The organism is Rhizobium sp. BK049 (assembly GCF_014193135.1).
In the GTDB taxonomy this organism is placed as follows: Bacteria; Pseudomonadota; Alphaproteobacteria; order Rhizobiales; family Rhizobiaceae; genus Rhizobium.
This window is the reverse complement of record NZ_JACHYV010000017.1, coordinates 15538-33994: the sequence shown is the minus strand read 5'-3', so window position 1 is coordinate 33994 and position 18457 is coordinate 15538. Positions and strand designations below refer to the sequence as shown.

The 18457-nt window shown below is 61.1% G+C and carries 19 protein-coding genes; 7 read left to right on the top strand and 12 right to left on the bottom strand.

What is annotated here, in order from left to right:
• Positions 1-203: 203 nt before the first annotated feature.
• Positions 204-425, top strand: coding sequence for a hypothetical protein (locus tag FHT70_RS18295; RefSeq protein WP_183703716.1), 222 nt, complete (start codon positions 204-206; stop codon positions 423-425).
• A 38-nt stretch (positions 426-463) separates the two neighbouring features.
• Here the strand turns inward: FHT70_RS18295 and FHT70_RS18290 are convergent, their stop codons facing one another.
• From FHT70_RS18290 to FHT70_RS18270, 5 genes are all read right to left on the bottom strand, one after another.
• The gene (locus FHT70_RS18290) at positions 464-2674 is read right to left on the bottom strand and encodes an amylo-alpha-1,6-glucosidase (protein WP_183703713.1); all 2211 of its coding nucleotides are present in this window, start codon (positions 2672-2674) and stop codon (positions 464-466) included.
• Between the two features lie 14 nt (positions 2675-2688).
• A complete protein-coding gene (locus tag FHT70_RS18285) occupies positions 2689-3783 on the bottom strand; it encodes a glycosyltransferase family 4 protein (RefSeq protein WP_183703710.1) in 1095 nt (364 codons plus the stop codon).
• Positions 3784-3869: 86 nt separating this feature from the next.
• Positions 3870-4292, bottom strand: coding sequence for a hypothetical protein (locus FHT70_RS18280; RefSeq protein ID WP_183703708.1), 423 nt, complete (start codon positions 4290-4292; stop codon positions 3870-3872).
• 90 nt (positions 4293-4382) lie between these two features.
• Positions 4383-6011: a chaperonin GroEL gene (gene groL, locus FHT70_RS18275; RefSeq protein ID WP_183703706.1), complete on the bottom strand. Its 1629-nt coding sequence runs from the start codon at positions 6009-6011 to the stop codon at positions 4383-4385.
• Between the two features lie 51 nt (positions 6012-6062).
• A complete protein-coding gene (locus FHT70_RS18270) occupies positions 6063-6377 on the bottom strand; it encodes a co-chaperone GroES (protein ID WP_183703704.1) in 315 nt (104 codons plus the stop codon).
• Between the two features lie 279 nt (positions 6378-6656).
• Between FHT70_RS18270 and FHT70_RS18265 the strand changes: the two genes are divergently transcribed.
• Positions 6657-6929 (top strand): aspartate-semialdehyde dehydrogenase, encoded by a 273-nt coding sequence (locus FHT70_RS18265; protein ID WP_085777468.1) that lies wholly within the window; start codon positions 6657-6659, stop codon positions 6927-6929.
• An 86-nt stretch (positions 6930-7015) separates the two neighbouring features.
• Here the strand turns inward: FHT70_RS18265 and FHT70_RS18260 are convergent, their stop codons facing one another.
• From FHT70_RS18260 to FHT70_RS18245, 4 genes are all read right to left on the bottom strand, one after another.
• Positions 7016-7720 (bottom strand): pentapeptide repeat-containing protein, encoded by a 705-nt coding sequence (locus tag FHT70_RS18260; protein ID WP_183703702.1) that lies wholly within the window; start codon positions 7718-7720, stop codon positions 7016-7018.
• A 171-nt stretch (positions 7721-7891) separates the two neighbouring features.
• Positions 7892-8407, bottom strand: coding sequence for a GNAT family N-acetyltransferase (locus FHT70_RS18255; protein WP_183703700.1), 516 nt, complete (start codon positions 8405-8407; stop codon positions 7892-7894).
• A gap of 110 nt (positions 8408-8517) precedes the next feature.
• The gene (locus FHT70_RS18250) at positions 8518-9186 is read right to left on the bottom strand and encodes a hemolysin III family protein (RefSeq protein WP_183703698.1); all 669 of its coding nucleotides are present in this window, start codon (positions 9184-9186) and stop codon (positions 8518-8520) included.
• Positions 9187-9315: 129 nt separating this feature from the next.
• Complete coding sequence (locus FHT70_RS18245) at positions 9316-9735, bottom strand: universal stress protein (RefSeq protein WP_085777466.1); 420 nt, start codon at positions 9733-9735, stop codon at positions 9316-9318.
• A 187-nt stretch (positions 9736-9922) separates the two neighbouring features.
• On the opposite strand from FHT70_RS18245, the gene FHT70_RS18240 reads away from it, so the two are divergent.
• Positions 9923-10876, top strand: a complete 954-nt coding sequence (locus FHT70_RS18240) for a VOC family protein (RefSeq protein WP_183703696.1) — start codon at positions 9923-9925, stop codon at positions 10874-10876.
• Positions 10877-10887: 11 nt separating this feature from the next.
• On the opposite strand, the gene FHT70_RS18235 is transcribed toward FHT70_RS18240, so the two are convergent.
• Positions 10888-11271 carry a hypothetical protein gene (locus FHT70_RS18235; protein WP_183703693.1) on the bottom strand — a complete coding sequence of 128 codons (384 nt, stop codon included), beginning with the start codon at positions 11269-11271 and terminating at the stop codon, positions 10888-10890.
• Positions 11272-11486: 215 nt separating this feature from the next.
• Between FHT70_RS18235 and FHT70_RS18230 the strand changes: the two genes are divergently transcribed.
• Entirely contained in the window at positions 11487-12653 is a 1167-nt protein-coding gene (locus FHT70_RS18230; RefSeq protein ID WP_097599853.1) for an AI-2E family transporter, read from the top strand.
• A gap of 18 nt (positions 12654-12671) precedes the next feature.
• Positions 12672-13964: an FAD-dependent oxidoreductase gene (locus FHT70_RS18225; RefSeq protein ID WP_183703690.1), complete on the top strand. Its 1293-nt coding sequence runs from the start codon at positions 12672-12674 to the stop codon at positions 13962-13964.
• A gap of 54 nt (positions 13965-14018) precedes the next feature.
• On the opposite strand, the gene FHT70_RS18220 is transcribed toward FHT70_RS18225, so the two are convergent.
• Positions 14019-14816 carry a polysaccharide deacetylase family protein gene (locus FHT70_RS18220; protein WP_183703687.1) on the bottom strand — a complete coding sequence of 266 codons (798 nt, stop codon included), beginning with the start codon at positions 14814-14816 and terminating at the stop codon, positions 14019-14021.
• A gap of 98 nt (positions 14817-14914) precedes the next feature.
• Positions 14915-15304 (bottom strand): DUF930 domain-containing protein, encoded by a 390-nt coding sequence (locus tag FHT70_RS18215; protein WP_085777460.1) that lies wholly within the window; start codon positions 15302-15304, stop codon positions 14915-14917.
• A gap of 243 nt (positions 15305-15547) precedes the next feature.
• On the opposite strand from FHT70_RS18215, the gene FHT70_RS18210 reads away from it, so the two are divergent.
• Positions 15548-17656, top strand: a complete 2109-nt coding sequence (locus FHT70_RS18210; RefSeq protein ID WP_183703685.1) for a S9 family peptidase — start codon at positions 15548-15550, stop codon at positions 17654-17656.
• A 248-nt stretch (positions 17657-17904) separates the two neighbouring features.
• Positions 17905-18447 (top strand): DUF1697 domain-containing protein, encoded by a 543-nt coding sequence (locus FHT70_RS18205; RefSeq protein ID WP_183703682.1) that lies wholly within the window; start codon positions 17905-17907, stop codon positions 18445-18447.
• Positions 18448-18457 lie beyond the last annotated feature (10 nt).

Genomic DNA, 18457 nt, shown 5'->3' with positions numbered 1-18457 from the left:
CCTTGCAAGCAACATGGACACAAGGAGACGCCAAGAGCGACCGGCGTCTCCTGGGCTTTCTGTCGATCCCTATTGGGCGATCAACAATACTAATATAATTCAGTGCCTTACGGTTTCAAGGGGATCAAATTTCTCGACGAGAAAAATTGATCTTTTCGAAGACGCCACCATATGTTCTGGAGCTTGAGCGAGGAGCAATTGTTATGACAATGACTTCACACGACGTCATCGCCGTCCTTGGGCCCGCCGACAAAACGCTTGTGGCCGAGATCATCGCAACAGGTGCAACCCAAGCCGAGCTTGCCGAGGCGTTTGCATGGGCCAACAACGACGAGGCCCTGGTGGGGGAAGGGCGGCATCTACCGACCGGCAGGGTTGCTGCGCTTGTTGACCTGCTGAGGTCGGATGAAGAGGAACCCGATTAGAAAAGGCGGTTGACCCGCCTTCCCTGCACTGTCCTTCATCAGGCCGTGGTGAGCACGCTGACATCGCCCTGTCGATTGATGACATCGACCACGACCTGGTGTCGAGACCGACGGATGGCCACGTCAGCCGAGCAATTGCCGATCAGCAGACGCCGCAAGATTACCTCGTCGAGAAACGAAGGAAGCCGCGGCACGCTGAAGCTGATCTGCAAATTATTCGGATCGAAGTCGAGGCCAAGGCAGGATTGCAGCAGCGACAAAGGGGCTGCTGCCGCCCATGCTTGCGGCGAGCAGGCAACCGGATAAGAGGTAGGACCGCGTGCGCGTTGACGTGGCAGGCCGCAGAGGAGTTCGGGAAGCCGCCGCAGGTCGATATAGGTCGCAGCGGCAAACAGCCCCTCGAAGATTCGCGCGGCTTCGGCGCGATAGCCATAGCGGGCAAGACCGCTGGCGATCATGGCATTGTCATGTGGCCAGATCGAGCCATTGTGGTAGCTCATAGGATTGTAACGTGCTTCGGTCGAGGGAATGGTCCGGATGCCCCAGCCACAGAAGGAGGAAGCATTCATAAGGGTGCGGGTCACCTGTGCGACCCGTTCAGGATAAGCAATACCGGTGAACAGAGCATGGCCGGCATTGGAGGATCGGACCCGGCAAGGCCGTTTATCCCCGTCGAGAGCCAACACATAGGTGCCGAGTTCCTCATCGAAGAAGCTCATGTCGAAGGCGTGGCGCAGTCCCTCCGCGCGCGCGAGAAAGCTCGCCGCGCGCTCCGGCTTGCCCCTCCACCGGAAGATTTCGGCAGCACTTTGCCAAGCGCCGTAGACATAGGCTTGGACTTCGGCGATCGCGATTGGGCCCCGGGCCAATGTGCCATCGGCATGGAAGACCGAGTCGTGGCTATCCTTCCACGCCTGATTGATCAGACCTTCTTCCGTCAGCCGCCCGTATTCGACGAAGCCGTCGCCATCGCGATCCCCATGTTCGTCAATCCATGTCAGCGCCGCTTCGAGATTCGGCAGGAGACGGTCGATGGTCGCAAGGTCACCGGTTCGTTTAAGATAGTCGCCGGCCAGCATCACGAAGAGCGGCGTCGAGTCGATGCTGCCATAGTAACGCCGGAAAGGAACCTCGCCGAGTTCGGCCATTTCGCCGCAACGCACTTCGTGCAGGATCTTGCCCGGCTCGGCGTCTGAAGCAGGATCGACGTTCGTCGCCTGATTGGCAGCAAGATGGCCCAGAACCCCGCGGGCGATCTCCGGATCGAGCCAAAGTGTCTCAAGCGCCGTGATCAGGGCATCGCGGCCGAAAACGGTGCTGAACCAGGGAATGCCGGCATAAGGATAGGGGCCTTCCGGCTTGTCGGTGATCAGCATGTAGAGGTCAGAGGCGCTGCGCCGCGCGACTTCGTTGAAGATCTCGTTGGAAGTTGTGACCGACGCTGCGCGCGAGGAGGAGGCGCGCAACGCACGGCGGGCATCCCGCAAGGTAAGAAAGAAGGAAAGGCGGCTCAGTCGATCGGCGGAGGTATGGTCGCAGCCGATCTGAATAAAGAGCGATTTGGTCTCGTGCGGCTCCAGATGGAGGTCGTAAGTGACGAGATCGCTACGAATCTCGGCCGGTTCAGGCATGAAGGAAAGGCGCGTCGACCGCTTGCGATCGTCGAGGCCAATATAGGAAAGCAGGATCCAATCCTGTTCCACGACGGCGGGAAGATGGTGCCCTCGCCTTGCCCTTGCGGTGCCGCGGACTTCAAAAAGATCGGCGAAATCGGCCCCGAAAGAGATCTGAATGCGAACATGTTGCCGCCGCTCGTCATAATTCCTCACGGCCAGCCGTTCATAACAACAGGCATTCCAGAGAAAGCGTGATCTGCGCAGATGAATCACGTCATGGCCTAGAACCAGCCTTCCCTTGTCATCGAACTGATCAGGATTAGTAAGATCACAGGTCAGGGTGGCATTGTCATCCCGCAGCGTCGAGGACAGAAGCATGGGCCGCTGTTCATTGATCGTCAGGTAAAGATGCGAGAGATGACGGGTGTCCCGGTGAAAAAGGCCTTCCGGACTGCCGGGACCGGAAAGAGCATCGCCATTATGATCGAAGACGGCAAAAGTATCGCCGTGCTTCAAGGTACGCGGCCGCCGCTCCTGCAGCGATGCGGCGGCCGGAATGAAGAACTGAGCGACCGGCGCCGTCAGGCCTGACGATGCCTTGGCGGGGTTGCTGTCCGCAGACACGTTCGACATGCCTCCTCCTTGCCTCAGGCAACAGCCTGCAGGTCGGGCGCTTGACTACGCGACCGGCGGATCGGCGCAGCTTTGATGCGAACGCCCGGCAGGTTGCGATAGATGTTGAGATAGTCGCACGCCATTCGTTGTGCAGTGAAGCGCTTTTCAAACGCGGCCCGTACCTTGTGCCGATCGAGGCGCAGCGCCCATTCGACGTTTTCGGCCGCCTCGGTGACGCTGTCGACCAGGATGCCCGAGATGCCATTGTCAATGACCTCAGGAACCGAACCACAGCCGAAAGCGATGACCGGCGTGCCGCAGGCCATGGCTTCGATCATCACCAGCCCGAAGGGCTCCGGCCAGTCGATCGGGAAGAGCAGAGCGCCTGCATTTCCAAGGAAGGCAGCTTTCTCACGTTCATCGATCTCGCCGATGAATTCGACATGCGGATTGCTCTTTATCATCGGCTCGATGACGGTTTCCCAATAGGCCTTGTCGGCATTATCGATCTTGGCGGCGATCTTCAGCTGCATTCCGACCTTTGCAGCGATCTGGATCGCGCGATCGGGGCGCTTTTCCGGAGAGATCCGACCAAGAAAAGCCAGGTAATTGCCTCCAGGGTTTTGCGTGAAGGGAAGCAGATCAGCCGGCAGTCCATGATAGACCGTTCCGCGCCAGTCGACCGGCGGCATCGGACGGCGCTGGTCGTTGGAGATCGACACCATCGGAATATCCGGGAACGCCGCGTAGAACGGCTTGAGATCCGGCAGGTCGAGCCGGCCGTGCAGTGTGGTGACAGTGCGGTCGGCGAAATCGCGGATCAGCGGGAAATGCAGCAGGTCGATGTGGAAATGCAGCACGTCGAACTCATGCGCCCGCTGACGGATCTCCTCCAGCATCAAGACCTGATGCGGCAAATGTTCCTTGACCGCAGGGTTCAGCCGCAAGGCGACGTCCGCACATGACACGAGTGTCGCCCGGGTGACGGAATCGCCGCTGGCAAAAAGCGTGACCTCATGCCCCTGTGCCACGAGTTCTTCGGTAAGGTAGGAAACGATCCGCTCCGTTCCCCCATAGAGCTTTGGCGGAACGCTCTCGGCGAGCGGCGCAATCTGAGCGATCTTCATCGGCAAAACCTCCTCAGTTGAGCAAATAGTCGTCGGCAAAATCATGCCCGCGTCCTTTAGAGGCACACGGCAGGCCGGACGGAGGGTCAGGTTTCAAGTAGCGGTCGGCGCCGTCCTCCTTTCCAGTAGCTGCACAAGCCAAGGCCGGGAAGCCGGCGTACCGACGGTCTTCGACGACGCGTCCTGTGGGCACTCAAGGGAGCGGACGTATCTTGTTTCCCGGATGGTCGATCGCCTTTGTCCAAAGCCTTCAGCGCTTCGAGGATCTCGTCGTAGGATACAGCTTTTTCGGTCCCGGGGTAAAGGCGAAGGGCTGGTACGGATTCGATCGCGAAGATATCGGATGCCCATGAAGCGAGAATGGCCCGCTTCTCGTCATTGCCGATGTCGGCGGCGGTAAGCACGTCACGCGGGTGACTGAAATGTTTCGCTGGATGAAGCAGATGTGCCGCACTGATGGCAGCCATGGCGCTCTGCTGCATGGAATTGCTGATGCTTTCCTTTCTCATAGCTCGCTCCATTGATGTTGACCGATGGAACTTGGTTCATTCGAGAGCGTGCGGCCCGCCCCGATGGCAGAGCGGGCCGAGTGGTCGCTGTTAGAAGTCCATGCCGGCGCCGGCGGGCATAGCCGGAGCAGCTTCCTTCTTGGGCTTCTCAGCGATCATCGCTTCTGTCGTCACCAGCAGGCCGGCAACGGAGGCGGCGTCCTGAAGTGCGGTGCGCACCACCTTGGCCGGATCGATGACGCCCTGCGCGTAGAGATCGCCATATTCGCCGCTCTGGGCGTTCCAGCCATAGGAGAATTCGCTCTTCTCGCGCAGCTTGCCGACAATGATGGAGCCTTCGGCGCCGGCGTTTTCGGCAATCTGGCGAACCGGGGCTTCGATCGCGCGGCGGACGATGTCGACGCCGACCCGCTGGTCGTCATTTGCCGTCTTGACGGCGTCGAGCGCCTTGACTGCACGCAGAAGCGCTACGCCGCCGCCCGGCAGAATGCCCTCCTCGACCGCTGCGCGGGTGGCATGCAGCGCGTCGTCGACGCGATCCTTTTTCTCCTTCACCTCGACCTCAGTCGAGCCGCCGACGCGGATGACGGCAACACCGCCGGCGAGCTTGGCGAGGCGTTCCTGCAGCTTCTCGCGGTCATAGTCGGAGGTGGTTTCCTCGATCTGCGCGCGGATCTGAGCGGTACGACCGTCGAGCTCCGCCTTCGAACCGGCACCGTCGATGATGGTGGTGTTTTCCTTTTCGATGGCCACCTTCTTTGCCCGGCCGAGCATGTTGAGCGTCACATTCTCAAGCTTGATGCCGAGATCTTCGGAGATGACGGTGCCCGCGGTCAGGATGGCGATGTCCTCCAGCATGGCCTTGCGGCGGTCGCCGAAGCCGGGCGCCTTGACGGCAGCGATCTTCAGGCCGCCGCGCAGCTTGTTGACGACGAGGGTCGCAAGGGCTTCGCCTTCGACGTCTTCGGCGATGATGAGGAGCGGCTTGCCCGACTGAACGACGGCTTCGAGAACCGGCAGCATCGACTGCAGGTTCGACAGCTTCTTCTCATGAATTAGGATATAGGGATCCTCCAGTTCGACCCTCATCTTGTCCTGATTGGTGACGAAGTAGGGGCTGAGATAACCCCGGTCGAACTGCATGCCTTCGACGACTTCGAGTTCGGTTTCGGCAGTCTTGGCTTCCTCGACGGTGATCACACCCTCGTTGCCGACCTTTTCCATCGCTTCGGCAAGGTAACGGCCAATCTCGGCATCGCCATTGGCAGAGATCGTGCCGACCTGGGCAATTTCGGAATTGTTGGAGATCTTGCGGGCGTTGGTCTTCAGTTCCGCCACGATAGCATCGACGGCGAGGTCGATGCCGCGCTTCAGGTCCATCGGGTTCATGCCGGAGGCGACCGCCTTGGCACCCTCCTTGACGATCGCTTGGGCGAGCACCGTCGCGGTCGTGGTGCCGTCGCCGGCGAGGTCGTTCGTCTTCGACGCCACTTCGCGCAGCATCTGCGCACCCATGTTCTCGAACTTGTCTTCGAGCTCGATTTCCTTGGCGACCGAGACGCCGTCCTTGGTGATGCGCGGCGCGCCAAAGGATTTGTCGATCACGACGTTGCGGCCTTTCGGGCCAAGCGTGACCTTCACGGCATTGGCCAGCACATCGACCCCACGCAGCATGCGTTCACGGGCATCGCTATGGAATTTCACTTCTTTCGCAGCCATTCTTTAACTCCTTCAATAGGCAGCTTTTTTGACTAACGCGGGGCGAACGCCTCAAGCGGCGATCTTTTGGGCCGCCTGGGCTTCGATAACACCCATGACGTCGCTTTCCTTCATGATCAGCAGGTCCTCGCCGTCGATCTTGATCTCCGTGCCGGACCATTTGCCGAACAGGATGCGATCGCCGACCTTGACGTCGAGCGCCTGGATCTGGCCGGCATCGTTGCGCGCACCAGGACCGACGGCGATGACCTCGCCTTCCTGCGGCTTTTCCTTGGCGGTGTCGGGAATGATGATGCCGCCCTTGGTCTTTTCTTCGGAAACGACGCGGCGGACGAGAATGCGGTCATGAAGCGGTCGGAACGACATGTTTTCCTCCAATGGACAAACAATAACGATGTTGTTCCCCTGGCCGGACCGGATGACCAGTCCGGGCGGGTGCAAACCTCTGTCGAGCGTTTTGCGCGCATTGATCTGGTTTTGCGATTTTTCGATTTCAAGAGGGCGCAGAGAAAAAATTAGCACTCACCCGAAGTGGCTGCTAACACCCTGAGAAGGAACAACAAAAGCGGCCGTTGCGTTGAGAATCCCGTTGATGGACGTCAAGATATGCGCCACCTTCTCGTTGTCGTGAAACGGAGATGAAGCATGCAATTTTCATCAGATCTAGAGCGCCAGCTCAGCGGTTACGGCCTTACCACTGCCCACATCCTCTACCGCCTTCCTGATTTCGAATCCGTCCTGCAGACTTATGTCTGGCAGGATTACGACCTCGCCCCGGGCTTTCCGGAAATGCACAAGTTCCTCGATTTCTGGCAGTCCAACCTTGACGGACCGCTGCATTCCGTCCGCTATAGCCATCAGCGGCTGATCGGACCGAATGAATGGCGTCGGGTCATTGGCGAGTTAAGGCTGCACTAGTTCGAACCGGACACAATCCACGTCGGCAAGGCATTGCTGCCATAGCTTTTCGTCAACCTGCACGGAATCTATGCAAAAGCCCGAGTTCACTCGTGCTCGGCAGGGCATGGCCAATTTGAAGGCGCAGAAAGGCCTGCCGGCAATTTGGTCGAGGCATCGCCGCAGGCCAGATCGATCTGCGCCTGCTCAAGGCCGGCGGCAGCCGAGAGGTCAAGGCCTTCGATGCGGGTCAGGAACATGAAGGCGCGCTCGAACGTCGCAGGGCCTTCGAAGACGGCGCTGGAGAGATCGGCGCGGGAGAGATTGGCGAAGGAGAATTTCACCCCCGTCAGTACCGCCTTATCGAAATCGGCGCGGCCGAGTTCGGCCTTTTCAAAGCTCGCGCCGGAAAGCCGGGCTCCCGCGAAATTGGCGCGCTGCAGTTCGGCCCCGGCAAAGGACGCGGCGTCCGCGACAATATTGGCGAAGCTGGCGCGATAGGCCTCGATCTTGGCGAAGTTGGCCCCTTCGGCATGTGACCCCTCAAGCGAGGCGCGCACCAAGCTCGCCTTTTCCAGATTGGCGGATTTGAAATTCGAACCGCTGAGATCGGTCAGCGAGAAATCGGTGCTGAAGAGATTGGCGCCTTGGAGATCGCTGCCCTGCAGCATCAGGTTCTTCTTCGTGCATTCCTGCCAGTCGAGCTTCGGCGAGGCCGTGCTGCCGCAATCGGCAGCACGCGAGGAAATCGGAGCAGCGGCGAGAAGAAGAAGGAAGGCAAGGAGGCCGAGCGGCGATCTATGCATTACCATTGAATTGTTGATCTCCATGACGCTTATCACGCCGCCTCTCGCGAAGCAGGCGGCCTCTCTTTTCTACACAGCTCAGAATACAATAAAAAGATGGTGACCGCTCCGGCAATGATTTGCCGGTTCACTCCGTCCAGCGAGCGCTCGTCCCTCCGTCGGCCTTGGGCAGGCAGCTCAATCGGCCTCGCCGGGCAGGCGAAGCTCCATGCAGGTGAGGTCCAGCCAGCGGCCGAACTTGGTGCCGACCTCGGAAAATCTGCCGGCAATGCGGAAGCCGAGCTTTTCGTGCAGCCGGATAGAGGCTGTGTTATCAGCCTCGATGCCGGCGATCATCACATGGATATTGGCGGCCGCCGCACGCGCGATCAATTCGCGCATCAGGGCCTCGCCGATGCCGGCGCCGCGATGATCCTTGTCGACATAGACGGAATGTTCGACGGTGTGGCTATAGCCTTCGAAGGCGCGCCAGTCGCCATAGGAGGCGTAGCCCGCGACCTTGCCCGACATCTCGGCGACAATGACCGGAAAGCCGCGGCCCTTGCGCGCGCTCAGCCATTCCCGTCGGTTTTCGAGATCGACGAACGTTTCGTTCCAGATCGCCGTCGTGTGCTCGACGGCATGATTGTAGATATCCCGGATGGCTGGAAGATCGGCTTCGGTGGCGTCGCGGAGAAGGACGGCGTCTGTCATGATCACCCGGTTCGGATTGACTGCCGGATTGGCATACGCTGCTGATCAAAAGATGTAAACGGCTGACACGCCAGAGAAAGGCTCGCGGGACGCGCTCGGCAGGCCGCAGCTCAGAAGGCTGGCATCGGCAGGCTGAAACAGGTGAAGACGGCTGAATAATGCACAGCCGCGGCGATGACGACGAAACCGTGCCAGATGGCGTTCTGAAAACGTAGTTTCTCCCAGATATGGAAGATGACGCCGAGCGAGTAGATAACGCCGCCGATGACGATCAACAGCATCGAAGCGGAGGGAATGCGCGCGGCGACAGGCCCCGCCACCAGCACGCCGCTCCAACCCATGGCTAGGTAAAGCAGGATGGCGAGGCGGTCATAGCGCCCTGGAAACACGCATTTCAGGACGATGCCGACAGCTGCGAATAGCCATATCGCCATCAGCATGAAGAAGAGCAGCGGATCGTCGGCGCCGCGTTCGAGAAAGGGCGTATAGGTGGCGGCGATCAGGATGAAGATCGCCGAATGATCGAAGCGGCGCAGGAACCATTTGGTGCGCGAGACCGGCCAGAGATTGTAGGAAAAGGAGATGGCAAGCGTCAGCACCAGTCCGACGCCATAGATCCAGGCGGCGGCGAGCGCGCCTTGGGAGCTCCAGACCGTGGCGTAGAAGATCAGAGCGGTGGCGCCGATCAGCGCCAGCACAAGACCGACGCCATGGACGATGCCGTCGGCGATCAGCTCATATCTGTCGTAAGCCCAGCGAATACCGTTGAACTCGGCCATGCACGCCAACCCGTTTCGTACCCGATTGCGATGGTCGCACCGAACGGGCGGGGGCGCAACTGCGGCGCATCGTGCGCGCGGTAAATCTTCGTGACAGACCACACAGGCGACCTCGACGGCGGCGCAGATTCAGATCTTCTGCCGCTCGACCAGCACGGAGCACTTGGCGTGCCGCACGACACGGTCGGCCGTGGCGCCGATAAAGTAGTTGGAAAAGTCCGGAATATGCGAGGCGAGGATGATGAGGTCGGCGCCGTGGCTTTCGGCGGCTGCGATGATGGCTTTGGCCGGCGGACCGTTGCGGATGTCGATCGTCGCCGTGACCCCGGTTGCGGCGACCAGCGCTTCCAGCTTGTCGCGGCCGTCCTTCATGGCGTCCTCGAGCATATTGGCCGGCAGTTCGATCGCGACATAGGTCGGCACATCCTCGACGACGTTGAGCGCGACGATCTGGCCGCCCGCGTCGAGCAGCGAGGCCGCCTTGCGGAGAATGTTCTCTCCCCTGTCGAGGCTGCCGAGCGCGATCGCCACGATGATTTTCCTGTACATGGCTCCCTCCATGACTGAGATGCATAAGCTTGCTCAGATGAAGATATGGGCGCATTGACTCCGATCAAGCCGGTGAAGGTCATCGTCAACATCTGCTCAACGCTTCATCCTCAAAAACAAGCCTTCTGTGAACAATCGGGATAGGCCATATAGAGATCAAGTACGGCAATCGAAGAGACCCAGGCGCATGAACCGGCGAGACTTTCTCGGATTTGCCACGGGCGGCATGGTTGCCGCCACCGCCGGTATACCTTCAACTGCAGATGCAGGAGACCCATTGATGACGAGAGAAACATCCTATGCTCTGACGCGGCCTGCCTATATCGACCAGTCGCATCTCGTCGTCACCGACCTCGGCCTCGTTTCCGGCTTCTATCAGTCGATGCTCGGCCTGAAGGTCATCGAGAAGACGACGAGCGGAGAAGTGCTGGGTGTCGGGAGCCATCCGCTGCTGACGCTGACCACGGCAAAGGACGCGGAAGTCGCGCCACGGAATGCCGCCGGTCTTTTCCACACAGCCTTCCTGATGCCCGACCGCACCGAACTGGCGCGCTGGCTGCGCCACGCCGCCCAAAACAACGTTGTGCTCGACGGCGCCTCGGACCATCTCGTCAGCGAGGCGATCTATCTTGCCGATCCCGAGGGCAACGGCATCGAAATTTATGCCGATCGGTCGCACGCGCAATGGAAATTCCATGAGGATGGCATGGTCGAAATGGCGACGCGGCGGCTAGACCTGCAGGCCCTCTATAACAGCGCACCGGAGGATCGCTGGGGCGGCATGGCTGAGGGAACGGCAATCGGCCATCTGCACCTGCAGGTCGGCAATATCCCGCAGGCCGACGCCTTCTACCGCGACGTGCTCGGTCTCAAGCTGATGGCCCGTTATCCCGGCGCGAGCTTTTTTGCCACCGGCGGCTATCACCACCATCTCGCCGCCAACATCTGGAACAGCCAGGGCGCCACTGCCCGCGCCGACAATATGACCGGGCTGTCGGACTACCGGATCCGTTTCAACGACAAGGCGACGCTCGACGCGGCGGTTTCCAGGCTCGACGCGCTGGAGCTCAACAGCGAGAAGCGCGACGGCGGCATCTTCCTCAAAGATCCCTGGGGCATCGGCCTGACACTTTCGGCCTGAACCTGAAAACCCTATTGAACCTTCTCGGTTCCTGATGGCGTCGTCACCTGCGTCGGTCCGCCGCCGTTTCCGCTCGGCGTTGGCGACCGGTCTGTCGCTTCGGGCGGCCGTGCAGGGCCGGAGGCCGGGTCGTTGTCGAAGGCGCCGGGACCGGAGGGCTGCGTATTGATCGCATCCGGCTTGGTCGAAGCCGTCGCCGTCGGATCATTGTTGCCGGGGTCCGGCCAGATCGCAACGCTTACGCCGGCAATGATAAGAACTGCCGCGCCCGCCACAAGAACGGTCCAAACCCACCAGCGCCGCTGATCGGCGGCTTTCAGTCTCGCCTCCTCCGCATAGGGGGGATCGGTCGAATAGGTCTCGGTGGTTTTCGTCTGATCAGGATCTGCAATCATGAGCACTCTCCTTCCGACGTCGAACGCCAGCAACCGCGAGGTTGTTCCGGCGGCAGGATCAAATCGGCGCGCGAGCCGATGAAAGGATGGATGCTTCAGCGCCCTTGCCCGCAGGCTGACCGGTGTCTTTATTGACGGCGCCATGGACCGGCGGAACCGGAACCGCATCGGCGCGTTTTTGTGGCGAAGCAATGGGGCTTCAGGGACCTCACCGCATGGGCATCGCCAACGGCATCCGCAAACACGCAAAGAAGATCGCCATCGGCGAACGCCAACCCAGTGCCTGGGCCAAGTCGTTGCAGGAGGCAGCGGAGGAACTTCCCGTCCCGCCGGTGCACCGGCTCGAGAAGGACGGGCTCGACATCAGCATGGCCTGGGCGATCATCGGCATTTTCGCCATCCTCGGCCTTGCCGCCGTCTACACGATGTCGCTGATCCTCATTCCGGTCACCCTTGCCGTCGTCGTCGGCATGATTCTCGGCCTCGCCGCTGAAAATCTCAGCAAAATGGGCGTACCAAGGCTTGCCAACGCTTTCCTTCTGTCAAGCGGCGTCGCTTTGGTCATCGTCCTGCTGGTCAGTTCGCTTGCTGATCCGCTGGCGACCCTTGCCAACGAAGCCCCGGCTTTCGTCGAACGGATGATAAGCCGCATCATGCCCTATCTGGAGCGCATCGAATGGCTGCACATCACGCCGGCGACGTTCGAAAGCGGTCCGATGTCGATCGGCGCGCTGCTCGAAAACACCGGAAATGTGCTGCATGTGGTGACAACAAGCCTGACGCCGGCGCTAGTACAGGGACTGATCTTCTTCGCCGCGCTGCTGCTCTTTCTTGCCAGCCGGGTCAATCTGCGCAAGACGATCATCATGACCTTCCGCACCCGCCCACAACGACTGGCGGCGATTCGCGTCATCAATGGCGTCGAGCAGGTGCTCGGCTTCTATTTCGCCACCGCTTCGCTGATCTACATCGGGCTTGGCGTCGTCATGACCATCATCGCCTATGCGAGCGGCTTGTCGGCGCCGGTGCTCTGGGGCTTCTTCGCCTTCCTGTCGAGCTTTATTCCGTATCTCGGCATCACGCTGATGACGCTCTCCGTCGCCATCGCCGGGATCATCACCTATGACGGCTTCATCGTCGGCCTGGTGCCGGCGGCAGCCTTCTTCACCGTGCATCTCGTCATGGAAAACCTGATCTTCCCGGCGGTGATGGGGCGGCGGCTGGAAATCAATCCCTTTATCGTCTTCCTCGCCATCCTGTTCTGGACCTGGATGTGGGGTGCCGTCGGCGCAATGCTGGCGCTGCCGCTGTCGCTGATCGTCATGACTATCATCGAGGAACTGCTGATCGAGGAAAAACCGCAGCCGCAATTGCCGAAGTGATCAAGCGAGGAGACATAAGTGGCGTCCGATCTCGATCTCGACGAATCCGATCATGACCAGATGGTCAGCGGCCGTTCGCTCTGGGGGGAGAATGCCATACGTCCGCAATGGCGGCCGCTGGCGCAGAGCTTTTCGACCGATGTTGCGGTGATCGGCGGCGGCATCACCGGCGCGCTGATCGCAGATCATCTGACGGCGCGCGGCTTTTCCGTTGTTATCATCGACCGGGAAGAGCCAGGCTTCGGCAGCACTGCCGCCAGCACCGCGATGCTGCAATGGGAAATCGACAGCACGCTCACGGAACTCGAGACCTATTACGGCTTCGAACGAGCTGCCGGAATCTATCGCCGCAGCGCCGCTGCCGTCGCCGGTCTTTCCAAGCTGATCGCAGCGAATGGAATCGCCTGCGGCTTCCGGCCGCGCAACACACTTTTTCTCGCCTGCAACCTGGAAGGCGCCCGCGACCTCAGGGAAGAGCGCCAGCTTCGCCGGCGGGCGGGGCTGCCCGGCGTCTATCTCGAACATCCTGATCTCTTTACGCAATTCGAGTTCGATCGCGATGGCGCAATCTATTCGCCGGGTTCGGCGGAGGCCGATCCGCTGCTGCTCACCTGGGCGCTGATCGCAATGGCGGTCCGGCGCGGCGCGCAGCTGGTCAGCGCTTCCGTGACCGCGCTGCACAGCGAAGGCGATTGCGTCACGGCGGAGACGGATGGCGCCCATGTCATCGAAGCGCGGCATGCCGTGCTGGCGACCGGCTATTCGATGCCGGGCCTCGACATGCCGAAGCTGCACCGCACAAGTTCGAGCTGGGCCTTCGCCACCGTGCCGCAGGATCCCGCCACATTCTGGCGCGACCGGGCTTTGCTCTGGGAGGACAGCCATCCCTATCTCTACATGCGCACGACCGCGGACAATCGCATCGTCGCCGGCGGCGAGGACGACGGTACGATCGATGCCGCGGCGCGGGATCGAAAGCTGCCGGCCAAGATCAGCGCCGTCCGGGAGAAGATGAAGCGGCTATGGCCGAGAGCGGATGCCCGCATCGCCCATGCCTGGGGCGGAACCTTCGGCGAGACGGCCGACGGCCTGCCGCTGATCGGCCCGGCGCCCGGGATGCCGCATGTCTTCGCCGCCCACGGTTATGGCGGCAACGGCATCACCTTCTCCTATCTCGCTGCCCAGATGATCGGGGCGATGATCGCGGGGATCTACCGCGATTGGTTCGAGGACTTTGCGCTCGACCGGGAAGGACCGGGGATACGGCGGTTTGGCGAGGACAGGTTGGCGGCTGGAGATGCGTTGCGGTAGAGGCTTCGCTTTGGCTATTGTGCCGCGCCACACGGCACATCTTCAACCGCAGCCCTACTCCGTCGTCTTGTCGTCGCCCATATCCTCGACATCCTCAAGACGAACGAACGCCGTGCCCTTCGCCTTGAGATCGACCAGTGCCTTCGCCACACCCTCCCCCGCCGCATGGGTGGGCTGATTGATGTGGGAGATGACGACATCGCCGTCCTTGGCGGAGGCAATGCGCTTTTCGGTGATAACAGCGCCGAGCAGCGAACCACCGTCGCCGTTCACCGAATAGCCGGCGATGCGATAGCCCATGGCGCGGATCTCGCCGATGGCGGAAAGATCGTATTTGGCCGTGGAGCCGCGGAACCAGTGCGGCGCGGGGATGCCGGCCGCGACCATGGCGGCGGCGCCACCTTCGACTTCCTGCCGCACCGCCTGCGGCGAGCCGGCCGAGGCGATGCCATCGACGAGCGTCGGCGCGTCGACGGCCGGAATATGGTTCTCGCCGTGGTTTTCGAGCTCGAAGAGATCCGGATTTTGCAGGAAGACGGCAAGGGCTTGCGGGTTGCGCTTCAGCCAGCGGGCGGTGACGAAGATCGTTGCCGGAATGCGCTCGCGCACGAGGGTCGAAAGGATGCGCTCGTCCGCCTGCCCCATGCAGGCGTCGAAAGTGAGCGCGATCCGGGCATGGCCCGCTATGTTGGAACGGGCAATATGCAGATGCGGCTCGACGAGCTTGACCGCCGGCGCCTTGGACGCACCAATTCGGGCCGGGGCCGAAGCGATGGGCGGCGGCATTTCGTCCGCCAATGCAGCGGAGACGGAGGCGAGAAGCAAGGCCGATGTGAGCAGGATGCGGTTCATGTCATGGACTTTACGATTCGAGCGCCGCGACTCTAGCCGCTCGCCTTGCCAGACGCCATGTGGCCGGATGTCACCGCAGCCGCCGGCGGGAGACCGCATCAATCGTAGAGATAGTACTTGTCCCACTTCTCACGCGGCACCTTCTCACCGATCTGGTAGTCGAGCTGGCGCACGTTGATATGCTGCGGGCCGGTGATGCAATTGTAGGAAAGATGATACCAGTCGCCCTTGCTGCGGAAGACCGCGCCCGGCGCCTGCAGCGAATTGTCGCCGGCGATCGGGTCCTTGAAGGTATAGGCGATCACCTTGTCGGGCTTGAAGCCGGTGCTGTCCTTGTTGATACGGCTCATCGCTTCCGTGTCGCAGCTCTGTTCCAGGCGGGTGGAGGGATCGAGTTTTTCCAGCTGCTTCTTGATTGCCGGGTCGACGGCAAAGGCGGGGGCAGCCAAGCCGGCCAGGGATACAAACAGGAGCAGACGTTTCGGCATTGCGGAGGATATCCCTTGCTGTTGTACAGTCTTCATCCTGCCGCCGGCGGCTTGCAGGGGGCTGGGCGCGTGCAAAATTTGCTCTGTGATGGCGGACCTCCTTAAATATTGTGGTGACATCAAGGCAGGGCGGGCGGTGCCGTCTCCTCGACTGTGGACGGTCACCTGCACCCTTGGCGCTTGATCCGGCGGCGGCGCGCCTCTATCTCTTGCCAACCCGACATTCCCACCGGAGCCAATTCCTTGTCCGTCTTCAAGAGCCTGCCGACACCGCCCGCCGCACCGAAAAAGCCCGTTTCCGATACGCGCCACGGCATTACCCGCACGGACGATTACGCCTGGCTGCGCGCCGACAACTGGCAGGCAATGTTCAAGGACCCGTCGATCCTCGACCCCGATATCCGCCGGCATCTGGAAGCCGAAAACGCCTATATGAATGCGGCGATGGAGGATACCAAACCGCTGCAGAAGGCGCTGTTTGCCGAAATGCGCGGCCGCATCAAGGAAGACGACAGTTCGGTACCGATGAAGGACGGCGCCTATGCCTATGGCACGTTCTATGTGACCGGCGGCGAACAGCCGCGTTATTTCCGTACTCCCCGTGACGGCGACGTTGCCGACGAGACGATCCGTACGGTGCTGCTCGACGGCGACAAAGAAGCCGCCGGCAAAGCCTATTTCCGCCTCGCCGGCCTCGACCATTCGAGCGACCATAGCCGCGGCATTTGGGGCTATGACGACAAGGGCTCGGAATTCTTCACCCTTAAAGTGCGCGATCTCGCGACCGGTGAAGATCTCGAGGACCGGATCGAGAATACCGGCGGCGGCGGCGTCTGGGCGCCCGACGGCAAGAGCTTCTTCTATTCGGCTCTCGACGAGAACCACCGGCCCTCGAAGGTGTTCCACCACATACTCGGGCAGCCCCAATTTGAAGACCGGCTGGTCTATGAGGAGGCCGATGCCGGCTTCTTCATGGGTGTCGGCGGCTCGCTGCTCGACGACTTCATCTATATCGATATTCACGACCACGAGACCAGCGAATACCGGCTGCTGTCGACCAAGGATCTGACAGCCGAGCCGAAGCTGGTGGCAGCGCGCGAGGAAGGCATCGAATATTCGCTGACCGAGGGCGGGGATGTCTTCTACATCTTGACCAATGACGGCGGCGCCAAGGATTTCAAGATCATGGAAGCGCCGGTGGACAATCCGGGCAAGGCAAACTGGCGCGAAGTCGTCGCTCACAAGCCCGGCACGCTCATCATCAGCCACATGGCCTATGCCCGCCATCTGCTGTGGCTGGAGCGTAAGGACGGGCTGCCGCGGATCATGATCCGCGACCGGGCAACCGGCGAGGAACATGCGATCGCCTTTGCCGAGGAGGCCTATTCGCTCGGGCTTTCGGGCGCGGCGGAATACGATACCGACGTCATCCGCTTCTCCTATTCCTCGATGACGACGCCGTCGCAGCTTTACGACTACAATATGGTGACGCGCGAGCGCACATTGCTGAAGACTCAGGAAGTACCCTCCGGCCACAATCCTGAGGACTATGTCACCCGCCGCGTTTTCGCCCCGGCATGGGACGGTGAGACGGTGCCGGTCACCCTACTCTATCGCAAGGATACGGCGCTCGACGGCAGCGCGCCCTGCCTGCTTTACGGCTACGGCGCCTACGGCATCACCATTCCGGCCGGCTTCAACACCAATTGCCTGTCGCTTGCCGACCGCGGCTTCGTCTATGCCATCGCCCATATCCGCGGCGGCAAGGACAAGGGCTTTGCCTGGTACGAAGACGGAAAGATGGACAAGAAGACGAATAGCTTCAAGGACTTCGTCGCCGCGGCGGATTATCTGAATCAACAGAAGTTCACCTCTTACGCGAAGATCATCGCCGAAGGCGGATCGGCCGGCGGCATGCTGATGGGCGCCGTCGCCAACATGGCGCCGGAGAAGTTCGCCGGCATCATCGCCGCCGTTCCGTTCGTCGACGTGCTCAACACCATGCTTGATGACACGCTCCCGCTCACCCCGCCGGAATGGCCGGAATGGGGCAACCCGATCGACAGCAAGGAGGAATACGAGCAGATCGCCGCCTATTCGCCCTATGACAATGTCGAGGCAAAGGCCTACCCGCCGATCCTGGCGCTCGGCGGCCTGACCGATCCGCGCGTCACCTATTGGGAGCCGGCCAAGTGGGTGGCGAAACTGCGCGACAAGACAACGGGCGAGGCGCCGATCCTGCTGAAGACCAATATGGACGCCGGCCATGGCGGGGCGTCGGGGCGCTTCCAGCGGCTGGAAGAGATCGCGTTCGAGTATGCGTTTGCGATCAAGGTGGCGGGGAAGATGTGAGGTTGGATGTGGTGGGGCTGAATGGGTAAGGCGTGCGCGTGGCACCCCCCTCTGCCCTGCCGGGCATCTCCCCCACAGGTGGGGAGATCACAAGTGGCCAAACCTCCGCACCCGTCTATCGTTTCGCCGGGATGCGACACTAGTTGTTTGAGGAAGCCAGCGAGCCCAGCCAATCTCCCCCCTTGTGGGGGAGATGCCCGGCAGGGCAGAGGGGGGTGCCCCACGGCACGCCGTCCACGGAGAGAGAAATGCCCGTCTACATCGCCCTCCTCCGCGCCATCAATGTCGGCGGCACCGGCTCTTTGCCGATGACCGAACTCAAAGCGATCTGCGAAGGTCTCGGCTTTACCGACGTGAAAACCTACATCCAGAGCGGCAATGTGGTTTTCCGCTCGGATGAGGCGGAAAAGACGGTGGAGGAGCGGCTCGACGAAGCGCTCGGCCGCAAGATGGGCAAACGTCCAGGCGTGATGGTGCGCAGCCGTAAAGAGCTTGACGATATCGTCGCCAACGCCCCTTTTCCCGATGCCAAGCCGAATTTCCTGCTCGTCTACTTCCTGCCCGAAAAGGCCCCGGCTGATGCGCTGGAGAAAATGTCTGCGCCCGATGGCGAGGAGGCGAAGCTCGCCGGCCGGGAGATCTATGTGCATTATCCCAATGGATCCGGCCGCTCGAAGCTGAAGCTGCCGGCGCTGAAGCCCGGGACCTCGCGCAATCTCAACACCGTCCGCAAGCTTGCGGAACTGGCCGCTGACATGGAGGGCAACGACCGAGCGCAGCGCATAATTTGATTCAAGCGAC

Excerpts from the sequence above, each read along its gene's own strand:
- FHT70_RS18295 (WP_183703716.1), top strand. The coding sequence starts at position 204 with ATGACAATGACTTCACACGACGTCATCGCCGTCCTTGGGCCCGCCGAC.
- FHT70_RS18290 (WP_183703713.1), bottom strand. The coding sequence starts at position 2,674 with ATGTCGAACGTGTCTGCGGACAGCAACCCCGCCAAGGCATCGTCAGGC.
- FHT70_RS18285 (WP_183703710.1), bottom strand. The coding sequence starts at position 3,783 with ATGAAGATCGCTCAGATTGCGCCGCTCGCCGAGAGCGTTCCGCCAAAG.
- FHT70_RS18280 (WP_183703708.1), bottom strand. The coding sequence starts at position 4,292 with ATGAGAAAGGAAAGCATCAGCAATTCCATGCAGCAGAGCGCCATGGCT.
- groL (WP_183703706.1), bottom strand. The coding sequence starts at position 6,011 with ATGGCTGCGAAAGAAGTGAAATTCCATAGCGATGCCCGTGAACGCATG.
- FHT70_RS18270 (WP_183703704.1), bottom strand. The coding sequence starts at position 6,377 with ATGTCGTTCCGACCGCTTCATGACCGCATTCTCGTCCGCCGCGTCGTT.
- FHT70_RS18265 (WP_085777468.1), top strand. The coding sequence starts at position 6,657 with ATGCAATTTTCATCAGATCTAGAGCGCCAGCTCAGCGGTTACGGCCTT.
- FHT70_RS18260 (WP_183703702.1), bottom strand. The coding sequence starts at position 7,720 with ATGGTAATGCATAGATCGCCGCTCGGCCTCCTTGCCTTCCTTCTTCTT.
- FHT70_RS18255 (WP_183703700.1), bottom strand. The coding sequence starts at position 8,407 with ATGACAGACGCCGTCCTTCTCCGCGACGCCACCGAAGCCGATCTTCCA.
- FHT70_RS18250 (WP_183703698.1), bottom strand. The coding sequence starts at position 9,186 with ATGGCCGAGTTCAACGGTATTCGCTGGGCTTACGACAGATATGAGCTG.
- FHT70_RS18245 (WP_085777466.1), bottom strand. The coding sequence starts at position 9,735 with ATGTACAGGAAAATCATCGTGGCGATCGCGCTCGGCAGCCTCGACAGG.
- FHT70_RS18240 (WP_183703696.1), top strand. The coding sequence starts at position 9,923 with ATGAACCGGCGAGACTTTCTCGGATTTGCCACGGGCGGCATGGTTGCC.
- FHT70_RS18235 (WP_183703693.1), bottom strand. The coding sequence starts at position 11,271 with ATGATTGCAGATCCTGATCAGACGAAAACCACCGAGACCTATTCGACC.
- FHT70_RS18230 (WP_097599853.1), top strand. The coding sequence starts at position 11,487 with ATGGGCATCGCCAACGGCATCCGCAAACACGCAAAGAAGATCGCCATC.
- FHT70_RS18220 (WP_183703687.1), bottom strand. The coding sequence starts at position 14,816 with ATGAACCGCATCCTGCTCACATCGGCCTTGCTTCTCGCCTCCGTCTCC.
- FHT70_RS18215 (WP_085777460.1), bottom strand. The coding sequence starts at position 15,304 with ATGCCGAAACGTCTGCTCCTGTTTGTATCCCTGGCCGGCTTGGCTGCC.
- FHT70_RS18205 (WP_183703682.1), top strand. The coding sequence starts at position 17,905 with ATGCCCGTCTACATCGCCCTCCTCCGCGCCATCAATGTCGGCGGCACC.